The organism is Herbaspirillum sp. ST 5-3 (assembly GCF_004804275.1).
Classification (GTDB): Bacteria; Pseudomonadota; Gammaproteobacteria; order Burkholderiales; family Burkholderiaceae_D; genus Noviherbaspirillum.
Window position 1 is genome coordinate 104,610 of record NZ_STGI01000006.1, and the last position, 21,386, is coordinate 125,995.

35 protein-coding genes are annotated in these 21,386 nt (G+C 55.4%); all 35 read right to left on the reverse strand.

All coding sequences use genetic code 11. The features are described from left to right. Window positions 1–786 carry an ABC transporter permease gene (locus tag E6W33_RS13570; protein WP_136417855.1) on the reverse strand — a complete coding sequence of 262 codons (786 nt, stop codon included), beginning with the start codon at window positions 784–786 and terminating at the stop codon, window positions 1–3. Between the two features lies 1 nt (window position 787). Then, window positions 788–1,720, reverse strand: a complete 933-nt coding sequence (locus E6W33_RS13575; protein WP_136417856.1) for an ATP-binding cassette domain-containing protein — start codon at window positions 1,718–1,720, stop codon at window positions 788–790. Between the two features lie 169 nt (window positions 1,721–1,889). Then, a complete protein-coding gene (rplQ, locus tag E6W33_RS13580; protein WP_136417857.1) occupies window positions 1,890–2,285 on the reverse strand; it encodes a 50S ribosomal protein L17 in 396 nt (131 codons plus the stop codon). A 147-nt stretch (window positions 2,286–2,432) separates the two neighbouring features. After that, a complete protein-coding gene (rpoA, locus tag E6W33_RS13585) occupies window positions 2,433–3,410 on the reverse strand; it encodes a DNA-directed RNA polymerase subunit alpha (protein WP_136417858.1) in 978 nt (325 codons plus the stop codon). Between the two features lie 99 nt (window positions 3,411–3,509). Next, window positions 3,510–4,133 (reverse strand): 30S ribosomal protein S4, encoded by a 624-nt coding sequence (gene rpsD, locus E6W33_RS13590; protein ID WP_136417859.1) that lies wholly within the window; start codon window positions 4,131–4,133, stop codon window positions 3,510–3,512. Window positions 4,134–4,304: 171 nt separating this feature from the next. Continuing rightward, a complete protein-coding gene (rpsK, locus tag E6W33_RS13595; RefSeq protein WP_136417860.1) occupies window positions 4,305–4,709 on the reverse strand; it encodes a 30S ribosomal protein S11 in 405 nt (134 codons plus the stop codon). Window positions 4,710–4,751: 42 nt separating this feature from the next. Next, on the reverse strand, window positions 4,752–5,117 hold the full coding sequence (gene rpsM, locus E6W33_RS13600; protein ID WP_136417861.1) for a 30S ribosomal protein S13: 366 nt from the start codon (window positions 5,115–5,117) through the stop codon (window positions 4,752–4,754). 27 nt (window positions 5,118–5,144) lie between these two features. Next, the gene (gene rpmJ / locus E6W33_RS13605) at window positions 5,145–5,258 is read right to left on the reverse strand and encodes a 50S ribosomal protein L36 (RefSeq protein ID WP_014004415.1); all 114 of its coding nucleotides are present in this window, start codon (window positions 5,256–5,258) and stop codon (window positions 5,145–5,147) included. Window positions 5,259–5,295: 37 nt separating this feature from the next. Further along, window positions 5,296–5,514 (reverse strand): translation initiation factor IF-1, encoded by a 219-nt coding sequence (gene infA, locus E6W33_RS13610; RefSeq protein WP_005663428.1) that lies wholly within the window; start codon window positions 5,512–5,514, stop codon window positions 5,296–5,298. Window positions 5,515–5,547: 33 nt separating this feature from the next. Further along, window positions 5,548–6,879 carry a preprotein translocase subunit SecY gene (gene secY, locus E6W33_RS13615; RefSeq protein ID WP_136417862.1) on the reverse strand — a complete coding sequence of 444 codons (1,332 nt, stop codon included), beginning with the start codon at window positions 6,877–6,879 and terminating at the stop codon, window positions 5,548–5,550. Between the two features lie 28 nt (window positions 6,880–6,907). After that, a complete protein-coding gene (gene rplO / locus E6W33_RS13620) occupies window positions 6,908–7,339 on the reverse strand; it encodes a 50S ribosomal protein L15 (protein WP_136417863.1) in 432 nt (143 codons plus the stop codon). 27 nt (window positions 7,340–7,366) lie between these two features. Then, window positions 7,367–7,546, reverse strand: a complete 180-nt coding sequence (rpmD, locus tag E6W33_RS13625) for a 50S ribosomal protein L30 (protein WP_040039196.1) — start codon at window positions 7,544–7,546, stop codon at window positions 7,367–7,369. Window positions 7,547–7,556: 10 nt separating this feature from the next. Beyond that, a complete protein-coding gene (rpsE, locus tag E6W33_RS13630) occupies window positions 7,557–8,078 on the reverse strand; it encodes a 30S ribosomal protein S5 (protein WP_136417864.1) in 522 nt (173 codons plus the stop codon). A gap of 12 nt (window positions 8,079–8,090) precedes the next feature. After that, window positions 8,091–8,453 (reverse strand): 50S ribosomal protein L18, encoded by a 363-nt coding sequence (gene rplR / locus E6W33_RS13635; protein WP_136417865.1) that lies wholly within the window; start codon window positions 8,451–8,453, stop codon window positions 8,091–8,093. 12 nt (window positions 8,454–8,465) lie between these two features. Beyond that, on the reverse strand, window positions 8,466–8,999 hold the full coding sequence (gene rplF, locus E6W33_RS13640) for a 50S ribosomal protein L6 (protein ID WP_136417866.1): 534 nt from the start codon (window positions 8,997–8,999) through the stop codon (window positions 8,466–8,468). 10 nt (window positions 9,000–9,009) lie between these two features. Continuing rightward, the gene (rpsH, locus tag E6W33_RS13645) at window positions 9,010–9,405 is read right to left on the reverse strand and encodes a 30S ribosomal protein S8 (protein WP_136417867.1); all 396 of its coding nucleotides are present in this window, start codon (window positions 9,403–9,405) and stop codon (window positions 9,010–9,012) included. Between the two features lie 14 nt (window positions 9,406–9,419). Further along, on the reverse strand, window positions 9,420–9,725 hold the full coding sequence (gene rpsN / locus E6W33_RS13650; protein ID WP_136417868.1) for a 30S ribosomal protein S14: 306 nt from the start codon (window positions 9,723–9,725) through the stop codon (window positions 9,420–9,422). Window positions 9,726–9,732: 7 nt separating this feature from the next. Further along, on the reverse strand, window positions 9,733–10,272 hold the full coding sequence (rplE, locus tag E6W33_RS13655; protein WP_136417869.1) for a 50S ribosomal protein L5: 540 nt from the start codon (window positions 10,270–10,272) through the stop codon (window positions 9,733–9,735). A 6-nt stretch (window positions 10,273–10,278) separates the two neighbouring features. Next, window positions 10,279–10,593: a 50S ribosomal protein L24 gene (gene rplX, locus E6W33_RS13660; protein WP_136417870.1), complete on the reverse strand. Its 315-nt coding sequence runs from the start codon at window positions 10,591–10,593 to the stop codon at window positions 10,279–10,281. Window positions 10,594–10,602: 9 nt separating this feature from the next. Then, complete coding sequence (rplN, locus tag E6W33_RS13665) at window positions 10,603–10,971, reverse strand: 50S ribosomal protein L14 (RefSeq protein ID WP_040039188.1); 369 nt, start codon at window positions 10,969–10,971, stop codon at window positions 10,603–10,605. A gap of 247 nt (window positions 10,972–11,218) precedes the next feature. Then, complete coding sequence (gene rpsQ / locus E6W33_RS13670) at window positions 11,219–11,491, reverse strand: 30S ribosomal protein S17 (protein ID WP_057289731.1); 273 nt, start codon at window positions 11,489–11,491, stop codon at window positions 11,219–11,221. Continuing rightward, on the reverse strand, window positions 11,491–11,682 hold the full coding sequence (rpmC, locus tag E6W33_RS13675; protein ID WP_136417871.1) for a 50S ribosomal protein L29: 192 nt from the start codon (window positions 11,680–11,682) through the stop codon (window positions 11,491–11,493). Before rpmC ends, rpsQ begins: the two co-directional genes overlap by 1 nt. A gap of 12 nt (window positions 11,683–11,694) precedes the next feature. Next, on the reverse strand, window positions 11,695–12,114 hold the full coding sequence (gene rplP, locus E6W33_RS13680; protein ID WP_136417872.1) for a 50S ribosomal protein L16: 420 nt from the start codon (window positions 12,112–12,114) through the stop codon (window positions 11,695–11,697). Window positions 12,115–12,116: 2 nt separating this feature from the next. Then, window positions 12,117–12,953 carry a 30S ribosomal protein S3 gene (gene rpsC, locus E6W33_RS13685; protein ID WP_136417873.1) on the reverse strand — a complete coding sequence of 279 codons (837 nt, stop codon included), beginning with the start codon at window positions 12,951–12,953 and terminating at the stop codon, window positions 12,117–12,119. A gap of 9 nt (window positions 12,954–12,962) precedes the next feature. Next, window positions 12,963–13,292, reverse strand: a complete 330-nt coding sequence (gene rplV, locus E6W33_RS13690; protein ID WP_136417874.1) for a 50S ribosomal protein L22 — start codon at window positions 13,290–13,292, stop codon at window positions 12,963–12,965. Between the two features lie 8 nt (window positions 13,293–13,300). Further along, a complete protein-coding gene (gene rpsS, locus E6W33_RS13695) occupies window positions 13,301–13,576 on the reverse strand; it encodes a 30S ribosomal protein S19 (RefSeq protein ID WP_088710709.1) in 276 nt (91 codons plus the stop codon). A gap of 10 nt (window positions 13,577–13,586) precedes the next feature. Beyond that, complete coding sequence (rplB, locus tag E6W33_RS13700; RefSeq protein ID WP_136417875.1) at window positions 13,587–14,414, reverse strand: 50S ribosomal protein L2; 828 nt, start codon at window positions 14,412–14,414, stop codon at window positions 13,587–13,589. Continuing rightward, window positions 14,414–14,731 (reverse strand): 50S ribosomal protein L23, encoded by a 318-nt coding sequence (gene rplW, locus E6W33_RS13705; RefSeq protein WP_136417876.1) that lies wholly within the window; start codon window positions 14,729–14,731, stop codon window positions 14,414–14,416. The genes rplB and rplW overlap by 1 nt, the downstream gene beginning before the upstream one ends. Further along, window positions 14,728–15,348: a 50S ribosomal protein L4 gene (rplD, locus tag E6W33_RS13710; protein WP_136417877.1), complete on the reverse strand. Its 621-nt coding sequence runs from the start codon at window positions 15,346–15,348 to the stop codon at window positions 14,728–14,730. The genes rplW and rplD overlap by 4 nt, the downstream gene beginning before the upstream one ends. A 3-nt stretch (window positions 15,349–15,351) precedes the next feature. Further along, window positions 15,352–16,008: a 50S ribosomal protein L3 gene (gene rplC / locus E6W33_RS13715; protein WP_136417878.1), complete on the reverse strand. Its 657-nt coding sequence runs from the start codon at window positions 16,006–16,008 to the stop codon at window positions 15,352–15,354. A 174-nt stretch (window positions 16,009–16,182) separates the two neighbouring features. Beyond that, window positions 16,183–16,494: a 30S ribosomal protein S10 gene (rpsJ, locus tag E6W33_RS13720; RefSeq protein WP_089400500.1), complete on the reverse strand. Its 312-nt coding sequence runs from the start codon at window positions 16,492–16,494 to the stop codon at window positions 16,183–16,185. 87 nt (window positions 16,495–16,581) lie between these two features. After that, window positions 16,582–17,772, reverse strand: a complete 1,191-nt coding sequence (gene tuf / locus E6W33_RS13725; protein ID WP_136417879.1) for an elongation factor Tu — start codon at window positions 17,770–17,772, stop codon at window positions 16,582–16,584. 83 nt (window positions 17,773–17,855) lie between these two features. After that, window positions 17,856–19,958, reverse strand: coding sequence for an elongation factor G (gene fusA, locus E6W33_RS13730; RefSeq protein ID WP_136417880.1), 2,103 nt, complete (start codon window positions 19,956–19,958; stop codon window positions 17,856–17,858). A gap of 124 nt (window positions 19,959–20,082) precedes the next feature. Next, on the reverse strand, window positions 20,083–20,553 hold the full coding sequence (gene rpsG / locus E6W33_RS13735) for a 30S ribosomal protein S7 (RefSeq protein WP_136417881.1): 471 nt from the start codon (window positions 20,551–20,553) through the stop codon (window positions 20,083–20,085). A 159-nt stretch (window positions 20,554–20,712) separates the two neighbouring features. Then, window positions 20,713–21,102, reverse strand: a complete 390-nt coding sequence (rpsL, locus tag E6W33_RS13740) for a 30S ribosomal protein S12 (RefSeq protein ID WP_136417882.1) — start codon at window positions 21,100–21,102, stop codon at window positions 20,713–20,715. Window positions 21,103–21,386: the final 284 nt, after the last annotated feature.

A 21,386-nucleotide genomic window follows, 5' to 3' on the forward strand; every position in this document is an offset into this window, starting at 1 on the left:
TCATTTCAGCAGCCGGCGGCGAGTCAGGATGGTCGCGATATAGAAGCCGCCCGCGCAATACGCAATCAATACACCAATGTGCATCCATGGTGCCGTGGGCAGTTGGCCGAGTATCAGGGGGCGAATCAGGTTCACCGCGGCGCCGAGCGGCAAGATCTTGGCGAAGATCTGCAGCCATGCCGGTAATTGCTCAGTTGGATAATACACTCCGGACAGAAAAATCATCGGCGTTAACACGAGAGTGAAATAGTAGGTAAAGAAATCATACCCACGTGCAAGTGCGTTCACAATCAAACCTACCGATGCAAAAGTCATTCCGATTAGAAACAGTAATGGCGGTACCAATAGCACATGAGGATGAAGACCTATTCCCAACATGAAGATCACCAGCAGAATGGCAATACCGGAAAACAGTGACTTTGTCGCTGCCCATAGCATTTCGGCAAGCACCACGTCGTCCAGCGCCAAGGGTGCATTCAGCAACGCATCCCACGTCTTCTGGACATGCATGCGCGAAAACGCCGAGTAAAGCGTTTCAAACGACGCCGCCATCATGATGGACATGCAGATCGAGCCGGATGCCAGGAACTGAATGTAGGGAATCCCGTTCACCGTGTGCAGCAGACTGCCCAAGCCATAACCGAAGGCTACCAATGTAATCAGAGGATCGGCGATATTGCCGAGAATGCTGGCAAACGCGAGCTTTTTCCAAACCAGAAAATTACGCTGCCATATCGGAAAAAAACGCAGCGAGAAACCCGGCAAAGCGTATACCGTTGCACTCATCTCAGTCTCTCATTTCCCTTCCGGTCAGCTTCAGGAACAAATCTTCCAGGTTTGCCGGCCGATGCAAATACCGCACGCCCTGCATACTATGCAAGCTTGCCAGCAGGGGCTGCGCATCGTTGGTATAGCAGAACACGGTCTCGCCGCTCACTTCGATTCGTGCCGATTTTTCACGCCCTTCAGCATCACCCCAGGCACGCGCATTGTCACCATACACTTCGACCACTTCCGCCTCGATATGTTGCCCGATGAGATCGCGGGGAGAGCCTTCCGCAATCATCTGCCCGTGATCGATCACGGCCAGTCGGTCACAAAGGCGTTCTGCTTCATCCATGAAGTGCGTGGTCAGAACAATCGTCTTGCCTTCGGCGAGAAGCGTCTTCAACCTGTCCCAAATCATGTGCCGCGCCTGCGGATCAAGTCCGGTTGTAGGTTCGTCCATGAAGATCAGGTCCGGGTCGTTAATCAGCGCCCGGGCAAGCGTGAGGCGGCGCTTCATGCCGCCTGAAAGTTCACCGATATTCGCATCCTTCTTCGCAGTCAAATTGGCAAACTCCAGCAGCTTCGGAATCCGTGCAGCAATCTCGTCGTCGCTCATCCCGAAGTACCTGCCGAATACGAGAAGGTTTTCAGCCACCGTGAAGTCGGGATCAAGATTGTCGGCCTGAGGAACAACCCCGACTCGCAGACGTGCGGCGCGAGCCTCCTGCGGTATACGCCGACCGACAAGAACAATCTCGCCGCTATCCGGCGCCGTCAGTCCCAGACACAAACGCAAAGTCGTCGTCTTCCCCGCACCATTTGGGCCGAGCAGACCGTAACACTCCCCGCGACGAAGGCTGAAGGATAAGCCATCAACCACGAGGCTGCGCGCAGCACCATTGCCGTATGACTTACGAAGATTGACAACTGACAGAATGCTGGTTTCAAGCATGCACTAACTTCATCCCATCGAAAACGAACATCTTGCCACAAAAAAAACAAGTCCCACGCGCCTGCCTAGCGCGCTGCATGAGGCCGCAAATTATCTGAACAGCCAGCGTCGCATCAAAGCAAAAAAGCCAGGCATTGCCTGGCTTTTCTTCTGCGGAAAGACGTGCGAATTACTCAGCGGTCGGCACTTCTGCCGCATCGCTGATTTCCGGACGGTCCACCAGCTCAACAAATGCCATCGGCGCATTATCGCCCTGACGGAAGCCCATCTTCAGGATACGGACGTAACCGCCATTACGAGCGGCATAACGCGGGCCAAGCTCGGAGAACAGCTTACCGACGATTTCGCGATCACGCAGACGGCTGAAGGCGAGGCGCTTATTCGACAGATTATCGGTCTTGCCAAGCGTGAGGATTGGCTCGACAACGCGGCGCAATTCTTTTGCCTTCGGCAAAGTTGTCTTGATTGCTTCGTGACGCAGCAGGGAAACGGTCATGTTGCGCAGCATCGCGAGACGATGCGAGGATGTACGATTCAGTTTGCGGAGGCCGTGACGGTGGCGCATGGTATTTCCTTTCTATTTTTCAGTTTTAGGTCCAGCTCTTCTATCGACCGGGTTAGCCGGTCGCGGGCCGGTATTTCAGTGTTTGATATTTCCAAGTCGGTAAAGCAACTTCAATCGGAAGCGCCCTAAGGGACGCTCCCGGATGACTTACTTCTCAAGGCCAGCAGGCGGCCAGTTTTCCAGCTTCATACCCAAGGTCAGACCGCGGGATGCGAGCACTTCCTTGATCTCATTCAGCGATTTGCGACCGAGGTTCGGCGTCTTGAGCAATTCATTTTCGCTGCGCTGGATCAAATCACCGATGTAGTAAATATTTTCGGCCTTGAGGCAATTCGCAGAGCGAACTGTGAGTTCCAGATCGTCGACCGGGCGCAGAAGGATAGGATCAACCGACGGAGCACGCGACGGTGCTTCAGCTGCTGCTTCCGTGCCTTCGAGTGCGGCAAACACGTTCAGTTGGTCCACCAGCACGCGTGCGGACTGGCGAATCGCTTCTTCCGGCGAGATCACACCGTTGGTCTCGATATTCATGACCAGCTTGTCGAGGTCGGTACGCTGTTCCACGCGCGCAGATTCGACAGCATACGAAACGCGGCGAACCGGCGAGAACGATGCATCCAGGACGATCCGGCCAATGGTCTTGTTTGCGTCTTCCGAGAGCCGACGCACATTGCCCGGGACATAGCCGCGGCCCTTTTCGACCTTGATTTGCATGTCCAGTTTGCCACCCGCAGTTAGATGCGCGATGACATGATCCGGGTTGATCAGCTCAACATCGTGCGGCAGGTCGATATCAGATGCCAACACTGCACCCTCGCCGTCCTTCTTCAAAGTCAGTGTCACCTCGTCGCGGTTATGCAATTTGAACACGACACCTTTCAGGTTCAACAGCATATCAACGACGTCTTCCTGCACCCCATCCAGAGATGAGTACTCGTGCACCACACCAGCGATCGTTACCTCGGTCGGCGCATATCCAACCATTGACGACAACAGCACGCGACGCAGTGCGTTACCGAGCGTGTGGCCGTAGCCGCGCTCGAACGGCTCCATGACGACTTTGGCGTGACCGGCACCGAGTGCCTCAACTTCGATAATTCGGGGTTTCAACAGGCTGTTTTGCATGAAATGTCCTTTTCAATACCCTCGGCTCGTTACACCGATAAGGCTGATGGCATTACAAAGAATCCTGCCCCATTTTTAACGGGGCAGGGGAAATCAAAATTAACGGGAATACAATTCGACGATCAGCGATTCATTGACATCGTTGGCGATCTCGCCGCGGTCCGGCATGGACTTGAAGGTGCCTTCCATCTTCTTGGCATCGACGGATACCCACGACGGCATCCCGCTTTGCTCGGCCAGAGACAGTGCCTCGATAATGCGAGCCTGTTTCTTCGCCTTCTCGCGCACGGCGACGATGTCACCGGCACGCACCTGGAAAGAAGCGATATTGACAACCGAACCGTTGACTGTAAATGCCTTGTGGCTCACCAGTTGGCGTGCTTCTGCGCGTGTAGAGCCGAAACCCATGCGGTATGCGACGTTATCAAGGCGGGATTCGAGCAGCTTCAGCAAGTTTTCGCCGGTGTTACCCTTGCGGCGATCCGCTTCGGCGAAATAACGGCGGAACTGGCGCTCAAGAATGCCATACATGCGCTTAACCTTCTGCTTTTCGCGCAGTTGGTTGCCGTAATCGGAAGTGCGCGCACCAGAGGTGCGGCCGTGCTGACCCGGTTTGGAGTCCAGCTTGCACTTTGAGTCCAGCGAGCGACGAGCGCTCTTCAGAAAAAGGTCAGTCCCTTCGCGACGGGACAGTTTTGCTTTCGGTCCGATATAACGTGCCACGTTAATTTCCTTTTTTTAAATGACGCCCCGACCAGATCAAGCGTGATGCCAAATCTGCCAGGCGCTAGTCTGACCTAAGCTCGGCCAGACAGTGGTCTTAAGAACAAAACCCGCCAAGAGTCTTGGCGGGCGACTTGCGACTTCAAGGACTAGTACCTAGTCCGCCTGCACTTAGATGCGGCGGCGCTTCGGCGGACGGCAGCCGTTATGCGGCACCGGTGTTACGTCCTGAATCTGCGTGATCTTGATGCCGAGGCCGTTCAAGGCACGAACCGCCGACTCACGGCCCGGGCCGGGCCCCTTGATGCGAACCTCAAGATTCTTCACGCCACACTCAATTGCAACTTTGCCGGCTGCTTCAGCCGCAACCTGTGCTGCGAATGGGGTCGATTTACGCGAACCTTTGAAGCCTGCACCACCGGAGGTCGCCCAAGACAGTGCATTGCCTTGACGGTCAGTAATGGTGATGATGGTGTTGTTGAAGGACGCATGAATATGCGCGATGCCTTCGGCAACATTCTTCTTAACTTTCTTTCGCACGCGGGCTGCTGCGGCGCTATTCGGGGCTTTTGCCATTTTAATTTCCTTGAATCCGACTACGAGTCAAACTGCGCTGGCTTATTTCTTCAGCGACTGAGCTGCCTTGCGCGGACCTTTGCGGGTGCGAGCATTGGTGCGCGTGCGCTGACCACGGCACGGAAGGCCCTTGCGATGGCGCAGGCCGCGGTAGCAACCCAAATCCATCAAGCGCTTGATGTTCATCGAGACTTCACGACGCAGGTCACCTTCGACGACGAACTTGCCGATCGCGTCGCGCAGCTTTTCCAGTTCGTTATCATCCAGATCCTTGACCTTCTTCGTGGACGGAACTCCCGTCTGGTCGCAAATTTCCTGCGCGCGCGGACGGCCAATACCATAAATCGCTGTCAAGCCGATAACGGTGTGTTGGTGATTGGGGATATTCACCCCTGCAATACGTGCCATTCGTTATTCCTCAATCAATAACGTTAATTAACCCTGGCGCTGCTTATGGCGTGGTTCTGTGCAGATAACACGAACGACGCCTTTGCGCTTAATGATCTTACAGTTGCGGCAAATCCGCTTGACTGATGCGAGCACTTTCATTTTTGCCCTCTTTCTTTCAGCTCTGGTTACTTGTTACTTACTTCGTGCGGAACACGATGCGTGCCCGGCTCAAATCATAAGGCGTCAATTCCACTGTCACTTTATCCCCTGGGAGAATCCGGATATAGTTCATCCGCATCTTCCCGGAAATGTGCCCGAGAACCACGTGCCCGTTTTCCAACTTGACTCGAAATGTTGCATTCGGAAGATTCTCGAGAATCTCACCCTGCATCTGAATTACGTCGTCTTTTGCCATTCGCTCTGCTCGTTCTCCTGGGCCGTCGATCGCCTAGCGCATCGGCATACCGCCCTTGAAATTCGCTTTACGTAGCAGCGATTCGTATTGCTGCGACATCACGTAATTCTGTACCTGTGCCATGAAATCCATCGTCACCACGACGATAATTAACAGCGACGTCCCGCCGAAATAGAACGGCACCTTCCAGCGCGCGATCAGAAATTCCGGTAACAAGCACACCAACGTGATATATACCGCGCCCACCAGCGTCAAACGCATCAAGATCTTGTCGATGTATCGCGCTGTCTGGTCGCCCGGTCGAATACCCGGAACAAACGCACCACTCTTCTTCAAATTGTCTGCCGTCTCTTTGCTGTTAAATACCAAGGCGGTATAAAAAAAGCAGAAGAACACGATCGCTATTGCATACAGCAACGCGTGAATCGGCTCACCTGGCGCCAAGGAGGCAGCCAAATCCTTCAGAAATCGCACAAACGAGTTCGAAGTATCACCGGAGGTAAACCAACTCGTAATCGTCGCCGGAAACAAGATAATCGACGACGCGAAAATTGGTGGAATCACGCCGGACATATTGAGCTTCAAGGGCAGATGGCTGCTCTGTCCGCCATAAATCTTGTTTCCAACCTGACGTTTCGCGTAGTTCACCAGAATCTTGCGTTGACCTCGTTCGATAAAGACCACGAGGAACGTAACGGCGGCAACAATCACGCAAATCAAGATCGCCGACAACGCATTCATCGAACCAGTTCGCACCAGTTCGAACAGTCCGCCGATTGCGTTCGGCAATCCAGCCGCAATACCGGCAAAAATAATGATCGAAATGCCGTTACCCAAGCCGCGTTCAGTAATCTGTTCGCCTAGCCACATCAAGAACATTGTTCCGGTAACCAGGGTTACGACGGTGGTCAAGCGAAATGCGAGCCCCGCGTCCAGTACGAGCCCGGGTTGCGACTCCAGAGCCACCGCAATGCCGAGTGCCTGGAATGTAGCCAATACCAGAGTACCGTAACGAGTATATTGCGTTATCTTTCGACGACCGGCCTCACCTTCCTTCTTTAGCGCTTCGAGCTGCGGCGATACGATCGACATCAGCTGCATGATGATCGATGCCGAAATGTACGGCATGATTCCTAGCGCGAAAATAGTAAAGCGCGACAACGCACCGCCGGAGAACATATTAAACATTCCCAGGATACCCCCCTGGTTTTGTTTGAATAGCTCAGACAACTGCGTTGGATCGATCCCCGGTACGGGAATATGCGCACCGATACGATAAACAACTAGAGCAGCAAGCAGAAACCATAGGCGCCCCCATGGAAAACCGCTTGCAGCGCTCTTAGCGAGTTGAGGTGTCGTCGCCAATTAGTGCTCCGAACAAACCGGTAAGTTGTTAAGCAACCGAACCACCGGCTGCTTCAATTGCCGCCTTGGCACCCTTAGTAGCGATCAAGCCCTTCACCGAAATCTTCTTGCTGATTTCACCGGCCTTGATGATACGCACTACTCGCGCCAACTCGGAAACGAGACCGGCTTGCTTCAGCGCCAGAACATCGATTTCCGCAACTGGCAGTTTATCGAGGTCGCCCAAACGAACCTCGGCCTTAAACGGGGTTGCCAACGACTTAAAGCCACGCTTCGGCAAGCGGCGTTGGAGCGGCATCTGACCGCCTTCAAAGCCGACCTTGTGAAAACCGCCCGAGCGGGATTTCTGCCCTTTGTGACCACGGCCGGCAGTCTTGCCCAGACCCGAGCCGATGCCACGTCCGACGCGCCGCTTTGCGTGCTTTGCGCCATCTGCCGGTTGGATATTATTCAATTCCATGATTTGCTCCGTTCGCAAGCCCAAGGCTTACGACACCACTTTCACGAGATACGAAACCTTGTTGATCATGCCGCGAACAGCTGGCGTGTCTTGCAGTTCCGAGACCGAGTTCACACGACGCAGACCAAGGCCGCGTACTGTCGCCCGATGGTCCTGACGTGTTCCGATCAAACCTTTGACCAGCTTCACTTTGATAGTGTTTGCCATTCGGATCACCTTAACCCAGAATTTCTTCAACCGACTTGCCACGCTTGGCTGCGATCTCGGAAGGAGTGCTCATGCTCGCCAAACCGTTCAGCGTCGCACGAACCATGTTGTATGGATTCGTCGAGCCGTAGGATTTCGCGACAACATTCGTCACGCCCATCACATCAAAAATTGCACGCATCGGACCACCTGCGATCACACCGGTACCATCCTTTGCCGGCGAGATCATGACTGTCGATGCACCGTGTTTTCCAGTAACCGTGTGCTGCAGCGTTCCATTCTTCAATGTCACTTTGATCATCTTGCGACGGGCTTCTTCCATCGCCTTTTGAACGGCAACGGGAACTTCTTTGGACTTCCCCTTACCCATTCCGATACGTCCGTCGCCGTCACCAACCACTGTCAGTGCAGCAAAACCCATGATGCGTCCACCCTTGACAACCTTGGTTACACGGTTGACCGCGATCATCTTTTCGCGCATACCATCGTCGCGCTCTTCGCCCTGCTGCGTCTTTGCTTGCATTTTTGCCATGACGATTCTTCCTTAGAACTTCAGACCGGCTTCGCGAGCCGCCTCCGCCACCGCCTTGACACGGCCGTGGTAGCGGAAACCGGAACGGTCGAACGCGACTTCGGAGATTCCAGCCTTCAAAGCCTTCTCTGCCACGCGCTTGCCCACCAAGGCTGCGGCAGCGGCGTTTCCGCCTTTGCCCGACTTTCCAGCCAATTCCTGACGCACTTCCGCTTCCAGCGTAGAGGCAGAGGCCAGCACCTTGGCATCCGGACCGATGATGTTTGCGTAAATGTGCAGGTTGGTGCGATGCACGGCCAGGCGATTCACCTTCAACTCCGCGATCTTCGCGCGAGTTTGGCGTGCGCGGCGCAGACGTGATTGTTTCTTGTCCATCGTCAACCCCTATTACTTCTTCTTGGTTTCTTTGAGCGTTACCACTTCGTCCGCATAGCGAACGCCCTTGCCCTTGTAAGGCTCAGGACTACGGTAAGCACGAACTTCGGCAGCTGTCTGCCCGACCCTCTGCTTGTCGACACCCTTGATCAGGATTTCGGTTTGGGTAGGAGTCTCACACTTGACGCCAGCGGGCATCTGATGCACGACCGGATGCGAAAAACCGAGTGACAGGTTCAACTTATCACCTTGCGCCTGCGCACGGAAGCCCACACCGACCAGCGAAAGCTTCTTCTCAAAGCCCTTGGTGACGCCATTGACCATGTTATTGACCAACGCACGCAGCGTGCCCGACATCGCGTTCGCTTCGCGGCTATCATTCGCCGGAGAGAACTTCAGGGTACCGTTGTCGTTTTCGATCTTGACCAAGCCATTCAGGCCTTGGCTAAGTGTGCCCAGCGGGCCTTTAACTGTAATTTGCTCTGCGCTGATGGTCGCTTCCGCGTCCTTCGGCAGTGCAATCGGCATTTTACCTACACGAGACATCTTGCACTCCTTAGGCCACGTAGCAAATAACTTCGCCACCGACACCGGTCGCGCGCGCTTTGCGGTCTGTCATCACACCCTTCGGCGTTGACACGATTGCCACGCCGAGCCCGTTCATAACCTGGGGAATCTCGTCCTTGCCTTTGTAAATGCGAAGGCCAGGGCGCGATACACGCTCGAGACGCTCGATAACAGGACGGCCGGCATAGTACTTCAGACCAATCTTCAGCTCCGCCTTGCCGTCCGCGTCGGATACTGCGAAATCTTCAATATAACCCTCGTCCCTCAGAACGCTGGCAATTGCCACCTTGACCTTGGACGACGGCATTGCAACCGTGGTCTTCTGTACACCTTGGGCATTGCGGATGCGGGTCAGCATATCGGCGATAGGATCGCTCATACTCATTGCTTGTTCTCCTATTACCAGCTAGCTTTAGTCATACCCGGAATCTCGCCACGCATAGCGATCTCACGGAGCTTGATACGAGCCAAACCGAACTTGCGGAAGGTCCCGCGCGGACGACCGGTCAGTGTGCAACGGTTGCGCTGACGGGTCGGATTAGAGTTGCGCGGCAGTGCCTGTAATTTCAGGCGCGCTTCGTAGCGCTCTTCTTCCGATTTCGTTTGATCGTCGATGATTGCCTTCAACTCAGCGCGCTTGGCAGCGAACTTCTTCACCAAGTCAGCGCGCTTTTGTTCACGGTTAATCAGTGCCAGTTTTGCCATGGCAGCCTCAGTTTCTGAACGGAAATTTAAATGCGGCGAGGAGCGCTTTCGCTTCGTCGTCGGTCTTCGCAGTCGTGGTAATGCTGATATTCATCCCACGAAGCGCGTCAATCTTGTCGTACTCGATCTCGGGGAAAATGATCTGCTCTTTCACACCGATGTTGTAATTGCCACGACCGTCAAACGCGCGACCCGAAACGCCTCGGAAATCACGCACGCGGGGCAGCGCAACGGTAATCAGACGATCCAAGAACTCGTACATGCGCGCACCGCGGAGAGTCACCATGCAGCCAATCGGATAGCCCTCGCGGATCTTGAAGCCTGCAATTGCCTTGCGAGCTTTCGTCACCACCGGCTTCTGACCTGCAATCTTGGTCAAATCGCCGACTGCGTGCTCGATGATCTTCTTGTCAGCAACCGCTTCCGACAAGCCCATATTCAGGGTGATCTTGGTCAGACGCGGGACTTCCATCACGGACTTATAACCAAACTTGCCGGTCAAGTCGGCGACGACTTTATCTTTATAGAATTGTTGGAGACGGGCCATGATGCCTTACACCTTAACGACTTCGCCATTGGACTTAAAGACGCGAACCTTGTTACCATCCACTTCTTTGACGCCCACGCGATCTGCCTTGCCAGTCGCCGCATTGAACAATGCAACGTTGGACACGTGAATCGGCATCAGTTTGTCAACGATGCCACCAGTTGTACCAGTCATCGGGTTCGGCCGCATCGCCTTCTTGGCTACGTTGACACCCTCAACCACGACGTAGTCGGCGCCTACACGTTGCTTGACCACGCCGCGCTTACCCTTATCCTTACCGGCCAGGACGATGACTTCGTCGTTTTTTCGAATCTTATCCATGACGACTCCTTACAGAACTTCGGGTGCGAGCGACACGATCTTCATGAAGCGCTCCGTACGCAACTCGCGCGTTACGGGCCCAAAAATACGCGTGCCGATCGGCTCAAGCTTGTTATTCAGCAACACAGCTGCATTGCCATCGAACTTAACCAGCGAACCATCTTGACGACGCACACCTTTAGCAGTACGGACGACCACGGCGTTATAGATTTCGCCTTTTTTTACACGACCACGTGGCGCCGCAACTTTAACAGTCACCTTGATAACGTCGCCAATGCTGGCATAGCGGCGCTTTGAACCACCCAGCACCTTAATGCACATGACTTCACGCGCACCCGTGTTGTCGGCTACTTCGAGCCGGCTTTCAGTTTGAATCATAGTATTTTCTTTCCCAACTTAATCCGCTCAACCGCCCACGCGGGCTTGCGGTCAGTCTTGGTCCTGTCAGCCGACTTAGCTAAGCCGTGCCGATTAGGTGGACGGTTACAAAAACTACTGCAGCGCAATTGCTAACTGCGCGACTTTTCGAACTGCAGGGCACTGCAACAGGCTCCTGCCAAAGAAGCTTTGCAAGAACCAAGCCCAGCATTATGACAGTAAAATGCCGGGCTCGCAACTACTATTTTCAGACGATCTGCGCGACCTGGACCACGCGAGTCACAGACCATGCTTTCGTCTTTGAAATTGGGCGACCCTCTTGAATCTCAACAGTGTCGCCTTCTTTCGCCTGGTTAGCCTCGTCGTGCGCGTGATATTTATTCGAACGCACCACGATTTTGCCGTACAGCGGATGCTTGACGCGGCGCTCGACCAGAACGGTGACGGTCTTGTCCATCTTGTCGGAGACCACCTTGCCAATCAATGTGCGCTTGAGCGACTGTTTCACTTGATCGTTCATTACTTGGCGTCCTTCTGATTCATGACCGTCTTCACGCGCGCGATATCGCGGCGCACCTTCTTGAGTTGTGCGGTGTTGTTCAGCTGCTGCGTGGCGATTTGCATACGCAGGCCAAACTGCGCCTTGAGCAACTCGTTAAGCTCTTTTTGGAGAGCCGGCTGATCCTTGCCGCGGAGTTCAGATGCTTTCATATTTCACTCCTGTTATTGTCCGACTTGGCGGAGCACAAACGTGGTCGCGAGCGGCAACTTGGCGGCAGCCAAGCGGAATGCCTCGCGTGCCAGTGCTTCATCAACGCCGTCCATTTCGTACAACACCTTGCCCGGCTGGATTTCAGCCACGTAGTACTCGGGGTTGCCCTTACCATTACCCATACGCACTTCAGCCGGCTTCTGCGAAATCGGCTTGTCCGGGAAAATGCGGATCCAGATACGACCACCGCGCTTGATGTGACGGGTCATCGCACGACGCGCCGCTTCAATCTGGCGCGCCGTGATACGACCACGGCCGATTGCCTTCAGACCGAATTCACCAAAGGAGACCGCGGTGCCACGTTCATGCGAAATGCCCTTGTTGCGGCCTTTTTGCTCTTTACGATATTTTCTGCGTGCTGGTTGCAGCATGATTATTCTCCTGCTTTCTCAGCCGGTGCCGCGCCGTCAGCCTTTTTCGGGGCACGGACGCGCTTGGCAGCCGGTGTAGTGGCCGAACTGCCCTCGGAGCCCTCAGGCTTCTTGGCGCGCGGACGTCCGCCCGGCTTTCCATCGTCACGACGCGGGCCACGGCGCTTCTTCTCTTCGTCAGCCGGCGCTTCAATCGTCGGGGCCTCGCCGCTGGCAAGTCGATCGCCCTTATAGACCCAGACCTTGATGCCGATGATGCCATAGGTTGTTTCCGCTTCACCGAAACCGTAATCGATATCGGCACGCAAGGTGTGAAGAGGCACGCGGCCTTCGCGATACCATTCCTTGCGAGCGATTTCAATACCATTCAGGCGGCCGGAAGACATGATCTTGATGCCTTGCGCGCCGAGGCGCATTGCATTTTGCATTGCGCGCTTCATCGCACGGCGGAACATGATGCGCTTTTCGAGTTGTTGCGCAATCGAATCGGCGATCAGCTGCGCGTCGACTTCCGGCTTACGAATTTCTTCGATATTGACGTGAACCGGCACACCCATCAGCTTGGTGAGGTCGGACTTCAGAATTTCGATATCTTCGCCCTTCTTGCCAATGACAACGCCTGGACGGGAGCTGTAAATGGTGATGCGTGCGTTCTTCGCCGGGCGCTCGATGACGATACGGCCTACGGATGCGTTCTTCAGCTTCTTCTTCAAGTAAGCACGAACGTCGAGATCTTCGTTGAGCATCGTGGCAAAATTGCTATTGCCAGCGTACCAGCGGGAACCCCAATTTCGCGTAACCGAAAGACGGAAGCCGGTCGGATGAATTTTCTGTCCCATCGTGACTCCTTAGTTACCGACAGTCACGTAGATGTGACAGGTTTGCTTCGAGAAGCGATCACCACGGCCTTTAGCGCGCGCGATGAAGCGCTTCATGACCGTACCTTTTTCGACGTAGATCGTCGTCACCTTCAGCTCGTCGATATCCGCACCATCGTTGTGTTCGGCGTTCGCAATTGCGGACTCCAGAACCTGCTTGATGAGGACCGCGCCTTTTTTCGGGCTGAAGGCGAGGATGTTCAACGCTTGATCAACTTTTTTACCGCGGATCAGATCGGCGACAAGGCGGCCTTTTTGGGCCGACAGGCGCGCGCCACGGAGGGTAGCTTTAGTTTCCATATCGGACCTTATTTCTTAGCCTTCTTGTCAGCGGCGTGACCCTTGAACGTACGGGTCAGCGCGAATTCGCCGAGCTTGTGACCAACCATGTTCTCAGAAACATAGACCGGCACATGCTGCTTGCCGTTATGCACCGCGATTGTCAAGCCGATAAAGTCCGGCATGATCGTCGAGCGGCGGGACCAGGTCTTGATCGGCTTCTTGTCTTTCGACGCCTGAGCGGCTTCGACCTTTTTGATCAGGTGGGCGTCACAGAACGGCCCTTTTTTCAATGAACGTGTCATGTGTTACCCCTTATTTCTTGCCACGGCGAGAGACGATCATCGAAGTCGTGCGCTTGTTGCTACGCGTCTTCTTGCCCTTGGTCTGCTGGCCCCATGGCGAAACCGGATGACGACCAGCGGAAGTGCGCCCTTCGCCACCACCGTGCGGGTGGTCGATCGGGTTCATTACCACGCCCCGAACCGTTGGGCGGATGCCGCGCCAGCGGGTCGCACCAGCCTTGCCAATCTTGCGCAGGTTGTGTTCGCCGTTGCCGACCTCACCAACTGTTGCACGGCATTCGATATGCACGCGACGTACTTCGCCGGAACGCAAACGAACTTGAGCATAAGTGCCTTCGCGCGCCATCAGAACCACACCGGCGCCAGCCGTGCGCGCCATTTGCGCGCCCTTACCCGGCAGCATTTCAACACAGTGCATGGTTGTGCCGACCGGAATATTGCGAATCGGCAGGCAGTTACCAGACTTGATAGGAGCCTCGGAACCATTCATCAGTTGATCGCCTACAGCGACGCCCTTCGGAGCGATGATGTAGCGACGCTCACCGTCGGCATAGCACAACAGAGCGATATGCGCGCTACGGTTCGGATCATATTCAAGACGCTCGACCTTCGCCGGAATGCCGTCCTTGTTGCGACGGAAGTCAACAACGCGGTAGTGATGCTTGTGACCACCGCCAATGTGGCGGGTGGTGATGTGACCATTGTTGTTACGACCAGCGGTCTTCGATTTCTTTTCGACGAGGGCTGCAAACGGACGGCCTTTGTACAGATCGGGATTAACGACCTTGACCATCCCGCGGCGACCGGCCGACGTCGGTTTCATTTTCACGAGTGCCATTATTTAGCCTCCTCGGTGAAGTTGATTTCCTGGCCCGGTTTCAGGCAGACATAAGCCTGACGCGTGTGATTACGGCGGCCAGTGAAACGACCGGCACGCTTTTGCTTGCCTTGGCGATTCACGACTTGAACCGACTCCACCTGCACCTTGAACAACAGCTCAACAGCTGCCTTGATCTCAGGCTTGGTTGCGTCTGGAGCGACACGGAAAACAACTTGCTCATTTTTCTCAGCAACGAAAGTAGCCTTCTCCGAAATCACCGGAGCGAGCAGCACCTTCATCAAACGTTCTTCGCTGTGCTTAACGATCGCGCTCATGCCAGCATCTCCTCAATCTTTGCCAATGCCGGCTTGGTGATCAGAACTTTCTTGTAGAACACCAGCGAAACGGGATCAGCATGACGCGGCTCGACAACCAGCACGTTCGGCAGATTGCGGGAAGCCAGCAACAGGTTTTCGTCGAGGTTATCGGTAATAACCAGCACGGAGTCCAGCCCCATACCCTTCAGCTTTTGCGCCAGCAGCTTGGTCTTCGGCGCATCGACGGAGAGGCTCTCCACCACCGACAAGCGGCCCTCGCGTGCCAACTGGGAGAGGATCGAGCAGACACCTGCGCGATACATCTTCTTGTTGACTTTGTGCGAGAAGTTTTCGTCCGGGCTATTCGGGAAGATACGACCGCCGCCGCGCCACAGTGGCGAAGAGGACATACCTGCACGAGCGCGGCCGGTGCCTTTTTGGCGCCACGGCTTCTTGGTCGTGTGGCTTACTTCTTCACGATCTTTTTGCTTGCGGTTGCCGCTGCGCGCATTTGCTTGGTATGCAACCACGACCTGGTGAATCAACGCTTCGTTATAATCACGGCCAAAAATGGTATCTGGCGCAGCAACATTCGAAGCAGCTTGACCTTGGTCATTCAGGAGCTTCAGGTCCATCGATTAGGCTCCCTTCTTTGCTTTAACTTTGACGGCGGGACGAACGATCACTTGACCGTTCTTTGCACCGGGCACGGCACCCTTGACCAGCAGCAGCTGGCGCTCAGCGTCAACGCGAGCGATTTCGAGGTTTTGCACAGTGGTGACGACATCACCAAGATGACCGGTCATGCGCTTACCTGGAAACACACGCCCCGGGTCCTGCGCCATACCGATAGAACCAGGCACATTGTGCGAACGCGAGTTACCGTGGGTAGCGCGGCCAGAACTGAAGTTGTAGCGCTTGATCGTACCCGCATAGCCCTTACCGATGGACACACCTTGCACGTCCACTTTCTGACCGGCTTCGAACATGCTTGCAGCGATGTTGTCGCCGGCTTTCAGTTCAGCAGCCTTGGCTGCGTCGATACGGAATTCTTTGAGGATAGTACCAGCTTCCACGCCCGCTTTCGCGAGGTGACCGGCCGCCGCTTTATTGACGCGGGAAGCACGGCGCTGACCGAAGGTGACTTGAACAGCGGTATAGCCATCTGTTTCGTCAGTTTTGATTTGCGTCACGCGGTTGTTTGACACGTCCAGCACGGTTACAGGAATCGTATCCCCGTCATCCGTGAAGATGCGCATCATACCAACCTTGCGACCAACAAGGCCCAGGCTCATTGTTTTCTCCATTCCCGCCTGCGATTGGGCGGGGCTGATGTTTGTACTACCAAAACGTATTGGCACGGACTTCCGTGCCAATACCGAAGCCAAGCATTATAACCCGCTTTTTTTCATACCACAATCCACTTATATGGAAAATTGTGGTATGTGCGTCGCATAATGCTTAATCCATTACTGCAGCTTGATTTCCACGTCCACGCCAGCCGGGAGGTCCAACTTCATCAGCGCATCGACCGTCTTGTCCGTCGGGTCGACGATGTCCATCAGGCGTTGATGTGTGCGGATCTCGAACTGATCACGCGACGTCTTGTTTACGTGCGGGGAGCGCAGCACGTCGAAACGCTGGATACGCGTCGGCAGCGGAACGGGGCCTTTTACTACGGCGCCGGTGCGCTTGGCGGTATCCACGATTTCGAGTGCGGACTGGTCGATCAGGCGATAGTCGAATGCCTTCAGGCGGATGCGGATTTTCTGGTTTTGCATGGTTTATCCTTAAAAGAGCGAGCCGCGAGCGAATACTCACCCGCGGCAATATTTAATCAAAGAGCGGAAGTCAATCCTGCACCCAAATTACTCAATGATCTTGGCAACGACGCCGGCGCCGACGGTACGACCGCCTTCGCGAATTGCGAAGCGCAGGCCTTCTTCCATCGCGATCGGGTTGATCAGCTTGACCGTGATCGAAACGTTGTCACCCGGCATTACCATTTCCTTGTCCTTCGGCAGCTCGATCGCGCCCGTCACGTCCGTGGTACGGAAGTAGAACTGCGGACGGTAGTTGTTGAAGAACGGGGTGTGGCGGCCACCCTCTTCCTTCGACAGCACGTAGATCTCGCCCGTGAAGTGGGTGTGCGGCGTGATCGAACCCGGCTTGGCCAGCACCTGGCCACGCTCGACGTCTTCACGCTTGGTGCCGCGCAGCAGCACGCCAACGTTGTCGCCTGCCTGACCCTGGTCCAGCAGCTTGCGGAACATTTCCACGCCCGTGCAGGTGGTCTTCTGGGTGTCGCGAATGCCGACGATTTCGATTTCATCGCCGACCTTGACGATGCCACGCTCGACACGACCGGTCACCACGGTACCGCGGCCAGAGATCGAGAACACGTCTTCCACCGGCATCAGGAAGGCGCCGTCGATGGCACGCTCCGGTGTCGGGATGTAGCTGTCCAGCGCATCAGCCAGCTTCATGATGGCTTGCTCGCCCAGTTCGCCCTTGTCGCCTTCGAGTGCCAGCTTGGCCGAACCGCGGATGATCGGCAGATCGTCGCCGGGGAATTCGTACTTCGACAGCAATTCGCGCACTTCCATTTCGACCAGCTCGAGCAACTCGGCGTCGTCCACCATGTCGCACTTGTTCAGGAACACGATGATGTACGGCACGCCAACCTGGCGGGCCAGCAGGATGTGTTCGCGGGTTTGCGGCATCGGGCCGTCGGCGGCCGAGCACACCAGGATCGCACCGTCCATCTGTGCGGCGCCGGTGATCATGTTCTTCACATAGTCGGCGTGGCCCGGGCAGTCGACGTGCGCGTAGTGGCGGTTGGCAGTTTCGTATTCGACGTGCGCGGTGTTGATCGTGATGCCGCGCGCCTTTTCTTCCGGTGCCGCGTCGATTTCGTCGTATTTCTTCGCTTCGCCGCCGAACTTGCTCGACAGCACGGTTGCGATCGCTGCAGTCAACGTGGTCTTGCCATGGTCAACGTGACCAATCGTGCCCACATTCACGTGCGGCTTCGTCCGCTCAAACTTGCCTTTTGCCATTTTAGATTTCCTTCAAAAAGAACGATTTGTTAAGTTGTCTTGAATTGCGATTGCCGACCGCTGAATGCGGCCGGCAATCGGCTTTACTTGGCCTTGGCGCTGATGACGGCGTCAGCAACGTTCTTCGGCGCTTCTGCGTAGTGCTTGAATTCCATCGTGTACGTTGCGCGACCTTGGGTCAGCGAACGCAGCGTGGTGGAGTAGCCAAACATTTCGGACAGCGGAACTTCGGCGCGAACAATCTTGCCGCCACCCGGGATGTCGTCCATACCCTGGATCATGCCGCGACGGGACGACAAGTCGCCCATCACATCGCCCATTTTCTCTTCCGGGGTTTCGACTTCAACTGCCATCATCGGCTCAAGCAGAACCGGATTGGCCTTGCGGCAGCCATCCTTGAACGCCATCGAACCGGCCATGCGGAACGCGTTTTCGTTCGAGTCCACGTCGTGGTAGGAACCGAAGATCAGCGTGACCTTGACGTCGACAACCGGGTAGCCCGCCATAACGCCCGTCGGAAGCGTATCGATAATGCCCTTCTCAACCGCAGGAATGTATTCGCGCGGAACGACACCACCCTTGATCGCGTCGACGAACTCAAAGCCCTTGCCGGGTTCTTGCGGTTCGATCTTCAGAACGACGTGACCGTATTGACCACGACCGCCGGACTGTTTGACGAACTTGCCTTCGATCTCTTCGCAGGTCTTGCGAATCGTTTCACGGTATGCCACCTGCGGCTTGCCGACAGTGGCTTCCACGCCGAACTCACGACGCATACGGTCAACAATAATTTCGAGGTGCAGTTCGCCCATACCGGAAATAATGGTCTGGCCGGACTCTTCGTCGGTCTTGACGCGGAACGACGGATCTTCCTGCGAAAGACGATTCAAAGCGATACCCATTTTTTCCTGGTCGGCTTTGGTCTTCGGCTCGACAGCCTGGGAGATTACCGGCTCCGGGAATACCATGCGCTCCAGCGTGATCACGGATTCCGGATCACACAGGGTTTCGCCAGTGGTTGCTTCTTTCAGGCCAACCGCAGCGGCGATGTCACCTGCGCGAACTTCCTTGATTTCTTCGCGCTGGTTCGCGTGCATCTGCAGCAAGCGGCCGATACGTTCTTTCTTGCCCTTCACCGGGTTGTAAACGGTGTCGCCGGAATTCACCACGCCGGAATAGACGCGGAAGAAGATCAACTGGCCGACGAACGGGTCGGTCATGATCTTGAATGCGAGCGCGGAGAACTTTTCATTGTCGTCCGCTTTGCGCACAGCCGGCTCTTCGTTCTCGTCCAAACCCTTGACCGGCGGGATGTCCGTCGGAGCAGGCAGGTATTCGATCACGGCGTCCAGCATCGCTTGCACGCCCTTGTTCTTGAACGCGGTGCCGCACATCATCGGGACGATTTCGCCGGCGATAGTGCGCATGCGGATCGCCTTCTTGATTTCGGCCTCGGACAAGTCGCCCTCTTCAAGGTACTTGTTCATCAGTTCTTCGTTAGCCTCGGCAGCTGCCTCGACCATCTTTTCGCGCCACTCGGCCGAGATGGCCTTCAGGTTCTCGGGAATGTCGCGGTAGTCGAACTTCATGCCTTGGGAAGCGTCGTCCCAGTAGATTGCCTTCATCTTGACGAGGTCCACCACGCCTTCGAAGTTTTCTTCAGCACCGATCGGCACTTGCACCGGAATCGGGTTCGCCTTGAGGCGAGCGCGCATCTGCTCGTAGACCTTGAAGAAGTTCGCGCCGGTACGGTCCATCTTGTTGACAAATGCGAGACGCGGCACGCCGTACTTGTTGGCCTGGCGCCAAACCGTTTCGGACTGCGGCTGCACGCCACCCACTGCGCAATACACCATGCAGGCGCCGTCGAGCACACGCATGGAACGCTCCACTTCGATGGTGAAGTCAACGTGACCCGGGGTATCGATGATGTTGATGCGATGCTCGGGGAAGTTGTTGGCCATGCCCTTCCAGAAGCAGGTCGTCGCAGCGGAGGTAATGGTAATGCCGCGCTCTTGCTCCTGCTCCATCCAGTCCATGGTCGCAGCGCCGTCGTGCACTTCACCGATCTTGTGGTTAACACCGGTGTAGTACAGGATACGCTCGGTAGTGGTTGTCTTACCGGCATCGATGTGAGCGGAGATACCGATATTGCGGTAGCGCTCGATGGGGGTCTTGCGAGCCATATTCAATCCTAAGTCTTTTAATGGTCGAAAACCGAGCGCCACTTTATGCAAGAGATGCGCCCGGTTTTGACCGATTTACATTGCTGGGCCTTCAACGATGCGAAGGCTACTATTCAAATTACAATCAGAAACGGAAGTGAGAGAACGCCTTGTTGGCTTCTGCCATGCGATGCACTTCGTCACGCTTCTTCATCGCGCCGCCGCGGCCTTCAGCGGCTTCCATCAATTCGCCACCCAGACGTTGCGGCATCGACTTCTCACTGCGCTTGTTGGCGGCTTCGCGCAACCAGCGCATGGACAGCGCCATACGACGAACCGGGCGGACCTCCACCGGAACCTGATAGTTGGCACCGCCAACGCGACGGGATTTCACTTCGACCATCGGCTTGCAATTGTTGATTGCGGCGGTGAACACTTCCAGCGGGTCCTTGCCGGATTTTTGCTTGATGTGGTCAAACGCACCGTAGATGATGTTCTCGGCGACCGATTTCTTACCGGACAGCATCAGGACGTTGACAAATTTCGCGACATCAACATTGCCGAACTTCGGATCTGGCAGAATTTCCCGTTTCGGGACTTCACGACGACGTGGCATTTCGATTCCTTTCACTCTTCAGTTGAGCTGCAGCACTGAGTGGTTTGCTGCTCGCTCGCGGAGGCCATCATGACCATCCACTTACTCGACCCATTCGGGGCCGACTCACAATCCGCGCGGTGAAGCACCGGGAGGCGAACCTCCTTGCGGAAAACTTGATTACTTCTTGGCTGCGCCGGCTTTTGCGCGCTTGGCACCGTACTTCGAACGGGCCTGCTTGCGATCCTTGACGCCCTGGGTATCCAGCGCGCCACGCACCATGTGGTAACGCACACCCGGCAAGTCTTTCACACGGCCACCGCGAATCAGCACGACGCTATGTTCTTGCAGGTTATGGCCTTCACCACCGATGTACGAAATGACTTCGAAACCGTTGGTCAGGCGTACCTTGGCAACCTTACGGAGCGCCGAGTTCGGCTTCTTCGGAGTCGTGGTGTACACACGGGTGCAAACGCCGCGTTTCTGCGGGCTGTTTTCCAGCGCCGGCGATTTGCTCTTCACAGCAGCGGAAACCCGCGGCCTGCGAATCAGTTGATTGATGGTTGGCATCGGTCTAAATCCAACAAAATTACAACGTTAATAAAAATACAGCTCCGAAAACGATTGTCCGGAACCAAGAGGGGGAAATCATTGCGCCCCAAGGGCTTCGATTCGGGGCAAAAGGGATAAGCGTTACGAAAGGCGGGAAAACTGACCAAAGAACGCTTAGGCCTTGGGTAGCCTAAAATCGAGAACTCGCGAGTATATCCTCATAACTGCGCTCCGTCAACCAGACTAGGCGATGAAGTTCGAATGTGCAACCTTTTCCGTGGCTTTCGGTTTTCCTGCGAAGC

Coding starts and splice junctions, on each gene's coding strand:
- E6W33_RS13570 (WP_136417855.1), bottom strand. CDS start 786: ATGAGTGCAACGGTATACGCTTTGCCGGGTTTCTCGCTGCGTTTTTTT.
- E6W33_RS13575 (WP_136417856.1), bottom strand. CDS start 1,720: ATGCTTGAAACCAGCATTCTGTCAGTTGTCAATCTTCGTAAGTCATAC.
- rplQ (WP_136417857.1), bottom strand. CDS start 2,285: ATGCGCCACCGTCACGGCCTCCGCAAACTGAATCGTACATCCTCGCAT.
- rpoA (WP_136417858.1), bottom strand. CDS start 3,410: ATGCAAAACAGCCTGTTGAAACCCCGAATTATCGAAGTTGAGGCACTC.
- rpsK (WP_136417860.1), bottom strand. CDS start 4,709: ATGGCAAAAGCCCCGAATAGCGCCGCAGCAGCCCGCGTGCGAAAGAAA.
- rpsM (WP_136417861.1), bottom strand. CDS start 5,117: ATGGCACGTATTGCAGGGGTGAATATCCCCAATCACCAACACACCGTT.
- rpmJ (WP_014004415.1), bottom strand. CDS start 5,258: ATGAAAGTGCTCGCATCAGTCAAGCGGATTTGCCGCAACTGTAAGATC.
- infA (WP_005663428.1), bottom strand. CDS start 5,514: ATGGCAAAAGACGACGTAATTCAGATGCAGGGTGAGATTCTCGAGAAT.
- rplO (WP_136417863.1), bottom strand. CDS start 7,339: ATGGAATTGAATAATATCCAACCGGCAGATGGCGCAAAGCACGCAAAG.
- rpmD (WP_040039196.1), bottom strand. CDS start 7,546: ATGGCAAACACTATCAAAGTGAAGCTGGTCAAAGGTTTGATCGGAACA.
- rpsE (WP_136417864.1), bottom strand. CDS start 8,078: ATGGCAAAAATGCAAGCAAAGACGCAGCAGGGCGAAGAGCGCGACGAT.
- rplR (WP_136417865.1), bottom strand. CDS start 8,453: ATGGACAAGAAACAATCACGTCTGCGCCGCGCACGCCAAACTCGCGCG.
- rplF (WP_136417866.1), bottom strand. CDS start 8,999: ATGTCTCGTGTAGGTAAAATGCCGATTGCACTGCCGAAGGACGCGGAA.
- rpsH (WP_136417867.1), bottom strand. CDS start 9,405: ATGAGTATGAGCGATCCTATCGCCGATATGCTGACCCGCATCCGCAAT.
- rpsN (WP_136417868.1), bottom strand. CDS start 9,725: ATGGCAAAACTGGCACTGATTAACCGTGAACAAAAGCGCGCTGACTTG.
- rplE (WP_136417869.1), bottom strand. CDS start 10,272: ATGGCCCGTCTCCAACAATTCTATAAAGATAAAGTCGTCGCCGACTTG.
- rplX (WP_136417870.1), bottom strand. CDS start 10,593: ATGGATAAGATTCGAAAAAACGACGAAGTCATCGTCCTGGCCGGTAAG.
- rplN (WP_040039188.1), bottom strand. CDS start 10,971: ATGATTCAAACTGAAAGCCGGCTCGAAGTAGCCGACAACACGGGTGCG.
- rpsQ (WP_057289731.1), bottom strand. CDS start 11,491: ATGAACGATCAAGTGAAACAGTCGCTCAAGCGCACATTGATTGGCAAG.
- rpmC (WP_136417871.1), bottom strand. CDS start 11,682: ATGAAAGCATCTGAACTCCGCGGCAAGGATCAGCCGGCTCTCCAAAAA.
- rplP (WP_136417872.1), bottom strand. CDS start 12,114: ATGCTGCAACCAGCACGCAGAAAATATCGTAAAGAGCAAAAAGGCCGC.
- rpsC (WP_136417873.1), bottom strand. CDS start 12,953: ATGGGACAGAAAATTCATCCGACCGGCTTCCGTCTTTCGGTTACGCGA.
- rplV (WP_136417874.1), bottom strand. CDS start 13,292: ATGGAAACTAAAGCTACCCTCCGTGGCGCGCGCCTGTCGGCCCAAAAA.
- rpsS (WP_088710709.1), bottom strand. CDS start 13,576: ATGACACGTTCATTGAAAAAAGGGCCGTTCTGTGACGCCCACCTGATC.
- rplB (WP_136417875.1), bottom strand. CDS start 14,414: ATGGCACTCGTGAAAATGAAACCGACGTCGGCCGGTCGCCGCGGGATG.
- rplW (WP_136417876.1), bottom strand. CDS start 14,731: ATGAGCGCGATCGTTAAGCACAGCGAAGAACGTTTGATGAAGGTGCTG.
- rplD (WP_136417877.1), bottom strand. CDS start 15,348: ATGGACCTGAAGCTCCTGAATGACCAAGGTCAAGCTGCTTCGAATGTT.
- rplC (WP_136417878.1), bottom strand. CDS start 16,008: ATGAGCCTGGGCCTTGTTGGTCGCAAGGTTGGTATGATGCGCATCTTC.
- rpsJ (WP_089400500.1), bottom strand. CDS start 16,494: ATGCAAAACCAGAAAATCCGCATCCGCCTGAAGGCATTCGACTATCGC.
- tuf (WP_136417879.1), bottom strand. CDS start 17,772: ATGGCAAAAGGCAAGTTTGAGCGGACGAAGCCGCACGTGAATGTGGGC.
- fusA (WP_136417880.1), bottom strand. CDS start 19,958: ATGGCTCGCAAGACCCCCATCGAGCGCTACCGCAATATCGGTATCTCC.
- rpsG (WP_136417881.1), bottom strand. CDS start 20,553: ATGCCACGTCGTCGTGAAGTCCCGAAACGGGAAATTCTGCCAGATCCG.
- rpsL (WP_136417882.1), bottom strand. CDS start 21,102: ATGCCAACCATCAATCAACTGATTCGCAGGCCGCGGGTTTCCGCTGCT.